Genomic DNA, 1,892 nt, shown 5'->3' on the forward strand with positions numbered 1-1,892 from the left:
AATCGAGTAGGAGGGAGTGATTAGCTCCCGACCTCTCACACCACCGTACGTACGGATCCGTATACGGCGGTTCAATTAAGATGAATAACGCAAAGTTTCGTAACGATTTTGCAGACTTTTCAGCCCTTGGCATTCCCAATAGGAATTGCCGAGGGTTCTGTGTAATATGGGGCTTTTTGAAATGCGCCAGTACCCTTTTCGGGTATTTCCCCATTCGTATGCTTTTCCGTATGGAACTTTTAAACGAATGAGATTTCTGACTCTGGTTCGGGGTTTCTTCCAATTCTTCCAAAGACACATTCGCAATCTTCTTTTAATCCAACTGTCTAATTTACTGAATATCGAAGGTGTATCTGCGAGCGCAAAATATCCACACCATCCAATTAGATATTGGTTTAATTTCTCGATACGATATTCCATTGGAAATGGCATTTTTCTAGAGGTAATTTCTCGTATTTTCTTCTTCATTCGTTGAAGGCTTGTTTTCGCCACTCGAACCTTTGGTTCTTTATGGTGTGAAAAACTAAAACCCAAGAATTTTCGATTCCACGGTCGGTCTACCGCTGATTTGGACTCATTCACTTTCAAGCGTAGTGTACCTTCGACGAATCGCTGTACGCTTGCTATTGTACGCTCTCCCGCACGTTTACTCTTCACATAGATATTGCAGTCATCTGCGTAGCGAACGAATTTATGACCACGTTTCTCTAGTTCTTTATCCAACTCATCTAACACGATATTAGAAAGAAGTGGACTTAATGGTCCACCTTGCGGTGTTCCTTCCTCTGTACTTGAAACAACTCCATTTATCATGACACCTGCTTGGAGATATTTACGGATAAGTTTTAATAATGATTTATCATGAATTCTTTTCGCTAATGTTGCCATTAACCGGTCGTGGTTGACCTTATCAAAGAATTTCTCTAAATCCATATCCACAACCCAACGATATCCTTCCTTCATATAACCCTTCGCTTTTCGGACTGCGTCATGAGCGCTTCGGTTTGGTCGAAATCCATAACTATTATCCGAGAAAGTTTGGTCATATTCCTTTGATAATATCTGCGATATAGCTTGCTGAATCAAACGGTCTGTCACGGTTGGAATTCCTAATAGACGCACACCACCTTCTGATTTCGGGATTTCGACACGAAGTACTGGTTGCGGTTCATAGGTTCCCGCTAGAATTTGCGCTTTAATGGATTCCCAGTTTTCGAGGATGTGCTGACGTAAGGTTTGTACGGGCATCATGTCTACTCCATGGCTTCCTTTATTCGCTTCCACTCGCTTTAACGCTTGTATCATATTCGGACGTGCTAGAATTTGATTCAACATCACCATTTCGTTCCTTTCCGTGAATAGCTTGTCTTATTATGCCCACCTGAACTACACCCTCCGCAAATACCCTCATGGACTTCACCATTACTTTCTAAGCGTGAGGTTTCTCTGTTTTCTGTGTTTATTCATTCAAGATGGAATGCCAAAGGCTATTCTCTCTTAGTCGTTCAGCCCTTCCGATTAGTTCTAGACCCAATCGTACTATGACCTCTGCTGACTTCTGATGATTCAGCTACTTGTCACCAAGTAGGTTATGAAGGGTACTTCACGTTTCCATCAGACCTCCCCGGGTAAGCGTATGCACTTTCACACCATCTATCCGCCTCATTTACTCGATATGACCTTCGACAGAAAGGACTTTGTTTTGGTATGCAAACTTATCCAATCATACCTAGCCTTATATGAGGTTCGTGTTCCTCGGACCAGTGTTTTGCCTCCAGCTTCCTTCAGATTCCGCGTCACCACGGACACCCTTGCTCTTGGCTAACCTCTACTTCTGTCTTCGGGGTTCGGGACTTGCACCCTATAGTTCATACGCATGCCGGGCGCACATA

The 1,892-nt window shown here is 43.2% G+C and carries 1 protein-coding gene; it reads right to left on the reverse strand.

What is annotated here, in order from left to right; genetic code table 11:
* Positions 1-75: 75 nt before the first annotated feature.
* Positions 76-1,338, reverse strand: coding sequence for a group II intron reverse transcriptase/maturase (ltrA, locus tag AC3WSK_RS26460; RefSeq protein ID WP_492414990.1), 1,263 nt, complete (start codon positions 1,336-1,338; stop codon positions 76-78).
* Between the last annotated feature and the right edge of the window lie 554 nt (positions 1,339-1,892).

The sequence above is a fragment of the Lysinibacillus sp. EB271-A1-10B genome (assembly GCF_058791335.1).